Origin of the sequence: Streptomyces sp. NPDC093984 (assembly GCF_044764595.1) — a bacterium.
GTDB classification, from domain to species: Bacteria; Actinomycetota; Actinomycetes; order Streptomycetales; family Streptomycetaceae; genus Streptomyces; species Streptomyces cynarae.
Window position 1 is genome coordinate 1 of record NZ_JBIWIM010000042.1, and the last position, 6,889, is coordinate 6,889.

At 67.6% G+C, this 6,889-nt stretch carries 7 protein-coding genes; 3 read left to right on the plus strand and 4 right to left on the minus strand.

Annotation, left to right across the window (positions count from 1 at the left end; translation table 11 throughout):
• The first annotated feature begins 305 nt into the window (after positions 1 to 305).
• Positions 306 to 488 carry a hypothetical protein gene (locus ACIRC0_RS39515; RefSeq protein WP_403626936.1) on the plus strand — a complete coding sequence of 61 codons (183 nt, stop codon included), beginning with the start codon at positions 306 to 308 and terminating at the stop codon, positions 486 to 488.
• 191 nt (positions 489 to 679) lie between these two features.
• Positions 680 to 2,158 (plus strand): NAD-dependent succinate-semialdehyde dehydrogenase, encoded by a 1,479-nt coding sequence (locus ACIRC0_RS39520; protein WP_403626953.1) that lies wholly within the window; start codon positions 680 to 682, stop codon positions 2,156 to 2,158.
• 502 nt (positions 2,159 to 2,660) lie between these two features.
• Here ACIRC0_RS39520 and ACIRC0_RS39525 read toward each other — a convergent pair.
• The 3 genes from ACIRC0_RS39525 to ACIRC0_RS39535 form a co-directional block, all read right to left on the minus strand.
• The gene (locus ACIRC0_RS39525; RefSeq protein ID WP_403626939.1) at positions 2,661 to 3,833 is read right to left on the minus strand and encodes an IS30 family transposase; all 1,173 of its coding nucleotides are present in this window, start codon (positions 3,831 to 3,833) and stop codon (positions 2,661 to 2,663) included.
• A 650-nt stretch (positions 3,834 to 4,483) separates the two neighbouring features.
• On the minus strand, positions 4,484 to 5,140 hold the full coding sequence (locus ACIRC0_RS39530) for a hypothetical protein (protein WP_403626942.1): 657 nt from the start codon (positions 5,138 to 5,140) through the stop codon (positions 4,484 to 4,486).
• Positions 5,137 to 5,520 carry a hypothetical protein gene (locus tag ACIRC0_RS39535; RefSeq protein WP_403626945.1) on the minus strand — a complete coding sequence of 128 codons (384 nt, stop codon included), beginning with the start codon at positions 5,518 to 5,520 and terminating at the stop codon, positions 5,137 to 5,139. Before ACIRC0_RS39535 ends, ACIRC0_RS39530 begins: the two co-directional genes overlap by 4 nt.
• A 187-nt stretch (positions 5,521 to 5,707) precedes the next feature.
• Between ACIRC0_RS39535 and ACIRC0_RS39540 the strand changes: the two genes are divergently transcribed.
• Entirely contained in the window at positions 5,708 to 6,277 is a 570-nt protein-coding gene (locus ACIRC0_RS39540) for an IS5 family transposase (protein ID WP_403626947.1), read from the plus strand.
• Between the two features lie 38 nt (positions 6,278 to 6,315).
• On the opposite strand, the gene ACIRC0_RS39545 is transcribed toward ACIRC0_RS39540, so the two are convergent.
• Entirely contained in the window at positions 6,316 to 6,699 is a 384-nt protein-coding gene (locus ACIRC0_RS39545) for a VOC family protein (protein ID WP_403626950.1), read from the minus strand.
• Between the last annotated feature and the right edge of the window lie 190 nt (positions 6,700 to 6,889).

The following is a 6,889-nucleotide window of genomic DNA, read 5'->3' on the forward strand; positions in this document are numbered from 1 at the left end:
ACGGCGGCATCGCAGTCGAACGCGGCGACGCCCGCGAAGTCCTGGCCAACCCGCGCGAGAAACGAACCCAGGCATTCCTCGAAAGGGTGCTGTAGCAGGGCACGGACCTGCGGCAGCGGTTCGGCAGCGCGCCCGGCCCGGCTCTTGCTCCGGTCAACGCCGTCGCCTTCGGCGAGCTTGCGGGCTTGGCCGGGGTGACGCCGATGCTGTGACGAGTGGCCCATGTCCAGGCCGCGGGCGGCGAGCTGGCCGATGCGGATCGAATGCTCGCCCCCGGGTCCGGGGTGGCCTGATAGCCGAGTCCGGTGAGGGCTTGGGCCAAGGGCCTGGATCGCTCCGTCGCGGTCAGCGTCCGTGTCCACCGTACCGACAAGGCCGACGCGCAAATTCTGGTCCAGCTACTGGCCACAGACTTCCTGTTGGGCAGGTGGCTGGCGGACGAGCGCACCTGGATGCTGCGCAGGGTGACCATGCGGCGCGCTCATTGATGCGTCAGTGCATATGCGCGAAGAACCAGATTCACTCCATGCTCCACCGCAACCTGCTGCCCGCCCGTCTCTGACCTGCGCGGCAACACGGTCCAGATCAGCCCGCCTTTCATCTCCACCAACGACGAGTTCCGGCAGCCTATGGCCGCCATCGACACCGTCCTATCCGCCCAGGAAGCCAAGTGACCACCATGAGCACCCTCCCCGACGCCGACCCCACTGTCCTCGCCGACTCCGACAAGGTCCTGGCCAACCTTCACCTCGCCGTTCCGGGCGTGGCCCGCACCTTCGACGTCCACGATCCGGCAACCGGCCAGGTGATCGCCCAGGTCCCCGACTTCAACGCGCACCAGTCCCTCGACGCCGTCGCCCGCGCCGATGAAGCCGGCCGTTCCTGGGGCGCCACCAACACCCGGCACCGCGCCGACAGCCTGCACGCGTGGTACGACCTGATCCTCAGCAACGCCGAGATGATCGCCCTGCTCATCACCCGCGAGATGGGCAAGCCGCTCGCCGAGGCCCACGCCGAAATCTCCTACGGGGCCGACTTCGTCCGCTGGTACGCCGAGGAAGCGGTACGCCCTGGCGGAGACCTTCGCGACGCTCCGGCCGGCGGGGCCCGTCTGCTCAGCCGACGCGCGCCGGTGGGGTTGTCGGTCCTGATCACCCCGTGGAACTTCCCGCTCGCCATGGCCACCCGCAAGATAGCTCCGGCGCTCGCCGCCGGCTGTCCCGTGGTCATCAAGCCCGCGCCCAACACCCCCCTGACCACGATCTTCGCGGTCCAACTCGCGGTCGCAGCCGGTGTGCCCGAAGACCTGGTGCAGGTCGTGACCACGACCGACGCCCCCGCCTTCAGCACCGCTGTTCTGGCCGATCCGCGGGTGCGCAAGGTGTCCTTCACCGGATCGACCGCGGTCGGCAAGGTCCTGCTGCGTCTGGCTGCGGACAACGTGCTGAAGAGTTCCATGGAACTGGGCGGCAACGCCCCGCTGCTGGTCTTCGACGATGCCGACCTGGAGCGGGCAGTCGACGGGGCGTTCGCCGCCAAGATGCGCAACGGCGGCCAGTCGTGCATCGCCGCCAACCGCATCTTCGTCCAGGACGGCATCGCCGACGCTTTCGTCGACGCCCTCACCGAGCGACTGGCCGCCGTGAAGGTCGGCAACGGACTCGCCCCCGGTGTGGGACTCGGCCCGGTGATCGACTACAACGCCGTGACGAGACTCACCGGCCTCGTCGAGGACGCGACCTCCCGCGGCGCACACCTACTCACCGGCGGCTCGGCTCCCAGCCACCCCGGCTCGTTCTTCACACCGACGCTCCTGGACCACGTACCGGCTGACGCCGACCTCGCCCACACCGAGATCTTCGGACCGGTCGCCGCCATCCAGCGCTTCTCCCGCCAGGACGAGGCCATCGCCCGGGCCAACGACACCGAGTACGGCCTGGCGGGCTACGTCTTCACCGAGAACCTCGACCGCGCCTTCAACGTGGCCGACCAACTGGCCACCGGCCTGGTCGGCATCAACCAGGGCGTCCCCTCGAACGCGGCCGCACCGTTCGGCGGGGTCAAGCAGTCCGGCCTCGGACGCGAGGGCAGCAGTGAAGGACTCGAGGAGTACCAGGAGATCCGCTACTACAACCTCGCACTGCGCCCCACCAATTGACCCGTATACAGCCAACACGCCTGACGATGCGGCTTGTGCCGACGCCGTTGAGCAAAGCGGAGAACACCAAACTCAAGCTGCCGAAGGAGTGTTCGGGCGGGAGCGGATCGCGGTCCGGAAGATCATCAACGGCATGGTTTACAAGATCCGCACCGGACCCGGTCCCACCGGCTGGCACTCCCCCGCACTCGGTGAACCCGCCCACGACCCCGGCACCGGCCTCCCCCGCCGACCCGGTCCACCCCCCAGAAGGAGCCGGCACCGGGCAAGGACCCGACCCGGCGTCCCCGGCCACCACGACAGGACGATGACCTGACCTCGGCGGCCGCGCTTCGCGGTTCAGTGGGTGAAGGCGACGGATGCCGCGAGATCCTTCTGGGTTTCGAGTGCGGTGAGACGTTCGGTGAGTGCGGCGTGGACTGTCGGCGTCGCCTGAATCGTGACCCTCTGGCGGCGCTTGGGTTCTAAGGTGGATTCGCATGATCGTCGCAACGTTGCAGGCTCAGAATGCCAGAGCCGCGGCGAACGCTTGAGCGGGGGTCTGCCAACTCAGTGTTTTGCGGGGTCGGTTGTTCAGCCTGTGCTCGATGGTGCGTAGCTCGTCGGCGGTGTGCAGGGACAGGTTGGTGCGTTTGGGCAGGTACTGCCGGATCAAGCCGTTCGTGTTCTCATTCGTCCCTCGCTCCCAGGGACTCCCGGGACGTGCGAAGAAGATCCCGTCCGTGAAGTAGGGCGCGAGTTCGTGATGGCGGGCCATCTCGGAACCCTGGTCCCAGGTGAGACTCAGGCGCGCTCGTTCCGGCAACGAGCTGAGGGTTGCGATGAGAGCGTCACGCAACTGGCCGGCCGAGTGCCCCTCGGGCAGCGGGACCAGGCGGAGATAGCGGGTTCGTCGATCGACGAGCGTGGCGACGGCGGACTGGCTGCGGGCGCCCACGACGAGGTCGCCCTCCCAGTCGCCGAGACGCTCGCGCAGCTCGATGATCGGTGGCCGCCGGTCGATGAGGACGGCGGGTGCAACGAATCGGGGCATGCGCTGATCAGGTCGGCGGCGCTGCTTTCTCAGCGGCCGGCCGGTGCGGAGTTTCCTGGTCAGGGTCCTGCTCAAGCCGCCCTTGGCACCTTGGTAGAGCGCTCGGTAGATGGTCTCGTGACACAGATGCCGCTCGGGGCGATCAGGCCAGCGGGTCCTGAGATGGGCGGCGATCTGCTCCGGGCTCCACTCCAGGTCCAGCTTGGACTGCACCTCGGCTCTGAGCTCGGCATCCGTGGACAGCTTGGAGCGTCGGGGACGTCCGGCCCGTTCGCGGCCGCGGTGGTGGGCCAGGTCTGCGTCGTATCTGCCGTAGTCGTGCGGACGGCTGTTGCGCCGCAACTCCCGGCTGACCGTCGACGGTGCCCGCCCGAGCAGGTCGGCTATCTCCCGGATCGGCAGGCCGCGGCCACGCAATGAGGCGATCCTGCGACGCTCCAGCAGCGACAAGTACCGGCCCGAACGCGAGGCCTCCGGGAGATAGTCCGGTTGCAGGCCCCCGTTCTCCGCCCGCCATCGGTAGCCCGTCTTGCGCCCGATCCCAAGGCGCCTGCACGCCTCGACGCTGCCCACCCCGGCTGCCAGAAGGCGCCAGTACTCGGCCTCGAGTTCCAGCCTGCGCTTGCGTCCCCGCCTCGCCATCAACACTCCACAATGATCAAGGAATGTTGCGACAAGCGTTAGAACCCAAGCGTCGCTACTGGTCCACTTTTCAGCCGTCGCCGACAGTGGACGGCGTTGTAGGTGTCGGAACCGAGGGCTTTGGTCCGTGACCACTCCGGCTCTCACCGGCATTTGGGAGCTGGCGCCGCACAGCCGGGACCCGCGCGACCTGCCGGGACAGCCCTGGGGCGGCGTGGAGCGGGGAGAACTTCCTCACCTGGTACACGCACGCCGACACGAGGGAGCGGCTGAACTGGCTGCGGTTACCGGTCCTGGACAAGGTATGGAACACCACGGGCAGCCGCAAGGGCGGGTTCATCCAGGAAGCGACGGGGTGGAAGCCGTCGGCGCTCCAGCCGACGATGAACGTGGTCGAGATCGGGCGAGCAGCAGGGCTGTGGGTGCCAGACCTCAACTGAAGCGGGCAGCCAGCGGGGCGACGACAGCCCCAAGCAGCCGTCGGTCGCGCCCGGGCGGCCCGCTCCGCGTAGCGGGTGGTGTGATCGAAATTCCCTCAGGCCGGCACAGCACGCGCAGGAGGGCCACCTGCTGACTTCGGGGTGGCCCTCGGCCCGGCGCCGATGCCGCTCAGTGGAGACGGGTGGCTTCGGTCGCAGTAGCGTGCGCGCTCAGTGCACCCGGAACCAGTGCTCCCACGGCATCTCGTGGTGGGTCGAGAGCACCCACGCATGGAAGATCTCCCATGCGATCAGGAAGAGGAGGCCCCAGAAGGCCGCCCAGAGGATTTCTTCCCGGTGTCGGTGCCAGTAGCTGGACTGCTCGCGCTCCAGAGGGAGCGGCTTTTTGAGGTCGAATGCGGCGGCGGGCCCCTGGAGCTCATCAGCCCACGCGGCGAGCAGTTCCCCGGGAAGCTGCTTGAGGATGCTGCCGAACACGTAGCCGTAGGACATCTGCTGTTCCTTGCGCAAGGACAGCATCTCCAGGCACTCACGCAGCCACGTCCTGCGTGTGGCGACCGGGAAGAGCGCACTGGGAACGGCGAGGAAGGCCACCCCGATCAGGGTGCGCAGCGGCGCGCCCCACCGCCACACCTTCCTTAGCGCACCACCGAGTTCGCGGACCAACTTGATGAAATCCTGGAACGACTCGGCGATTCGCTGGAAGCCGCCCGCGGCCAGGAGCACGGGCAGCCACCCGCCGTTCCGGCCGGTCGTCTGCATGTACAGCCCGAAGATGGAGACCGTGACCCAGATGGCCCACTCGATCAGCTTCCGCAGGTCGAGGGTGACCTGGGTCCCGCCTTCAGGCTTGTCCCGGTTCGTCACTTCTTCCTCCGGAAGCGGAGTCGGGACTCGGTAGCAGGCGCCGGGTCGAGGCTGGGTGCGGGGTTGGAGCGAGGTGAAGTGGCGCGTCGACGGGCGTCGATCTCGGCGAGGCGCTGGCGGATCGCGCCGACGGCTTCTGGGTTGACTCGGTAGTAGATACGGGGCGGTCGGCCTTCGGTGGCGGGCGCTTCCGGGTCCTCCTCGCGAGTGAGGAGCCAGTGAGCGTCAGTCATCCGCCGGAAGACGGGGTAGACGGTCCCCGGTCCGTAGCCGGTGGCCTTGGCGGCCTCAAGGCCGTAGCTCTCGGCCTCTGGGTCCTGGGCGTAGCGTTCCAACAGGTAGCGGGCGAGGTCTTCTGCCGCTCTGGTGAACCTCAGCATGCAGCCACGGTACCCCCTATATCGTCTAAGGCATAGGGTCTTGTTGCTCAGCGGCCAGGTCCCATCTTCACGACCTGTTCCGCCGCTGGCAGCGGGACGGCACCTGGCAGCGGATCTTCACCGAGTTGCAGGCCCGGGCCGACGCCCAGGGCCTGATCACCTGGGATCTCAACGTGGACTCCACGGTGTGCCGGGCTCACCAGCACGCCGCCGGGGCGAGGAAAAGGGGGGCCTGCAAAAGGAGCCGCCCGGCGGCATCGCCACCGAGCCGGACGACCACGGCCTGGGCCGCTCTCGCGGCGGCCTGACCACCAAGCTCCACCTGGCCACCGAGCAAGGACAGAAGCCCATGTCGGTCGTGGTCACCGCTGGGCAGCGCGGAGACTCCCCGCAGTTCGAGCCCGTCCTGGAGAAGGTCCGCGTGCACCGCATCGGGCCGGGCAGGCCCCGCACCCGGCCCGATCGTGTGCGCGCCGACAAGGCGTACGCCTCCCGGAAGAACCGCGCCTACCTGCGGCGGCGCGGGATCCGCTGCACCATCCCGGACAAGGCCGACCAAGCTTGCAACCGCAAGAAGCTCGGATCAAAAGGCGGCAGGCCGCCCAAGTTCGACCCGGAGGACTACAAGGCCCGGCACGCGGTCGAGTGCGGCATCAATCGCCTCAAGCGACACCGCGCTGTGGCTACGAGGTACGACAAGCTCGCGGTCCGCTACGAGGCGACCGTCCTCGTCGCGGCCATCAACGAGTGGCTGTGACCAGCACTCATCCGAAACCGGCCAGGGCCGCGGAAGCATCAGGAAGTCATGACGGCTCGGTCGGATTCGCTGCGCAGAACGCAGAATTCGTTGCCTTCGGGATCAGCAAGGACCGCCCAGCCAGAGCCATCGGGATTCCGGCGATCGATGACAAGGGTGGCACCGAGGCCCAGCAGCCGTTGCACCTCCTGCTCACGCGAGGTCTCTGGGCGCAGACACAGATGGATCCGGTTCTTGATCGTCTTAGCCTCGGGCACCTGGTTGAAGTACAGCACTGGGCCTTCCACCAGCAGCACCTGAACCTCCGGATCACCCGGCTTGTCCTCCGGATGCAGCGGACATCCGGTCACTCTGCTCCAGAACTGGGCCAGCTCGTAGGCATCCGCACAGTCAATCGCCACGTTCTGCAATACCGACACCATGTGCGCAAGCCTTCCTGATTTCCACTCCAGACGCCACCGAGTTGCACTCGCTCCTCGCGCACACAGCCGGGCACATGGCAGCTCTTTCGATACACGCCCTAGCTTGATCTTTAACCTCCGGCGTCGAATGGTGCGTCGAACTTGATCACTCGGTCCGGTAACTGCCGTACGCAGAAGCGGCCTTCGTCTG

What these genes read in the sequence shown, in the direction of transcription:
- ACIRC0_RS39520 (WP_403626953.1), top strand. Translation starts at nt 680, where the DNA reads ATGAGCACCCTCCCCGACGCCGACCCCACTGTCCTCGCCGACTCCGAC.
- ACIRC0_RS39525 (WP_403626939.1), bottom strand. Translation starts at nt 3,833, where the DNA reads ATGGCGAGGCGGGGACGCAAGCGCAGGCTGGAACTCGAGGCCGAGTAC.
- ACIRC0_RS39535 (WP_403626945.1), bottom strand. Translation starts at nt 5,520, where the DNA reads ATGCTGAGGTTCACCAGAGCGGCAGAAGACCTCGCCCGCTACCTGTTG.
- ACIRC0_RS39545 (WP_403626950.1), bottom strand. Translation starts at nt 6,699, where the DNA reads ATGGTGTCGGTATTGCAGAACGTGGCGATTGACTGTGCGGATGCCTAC.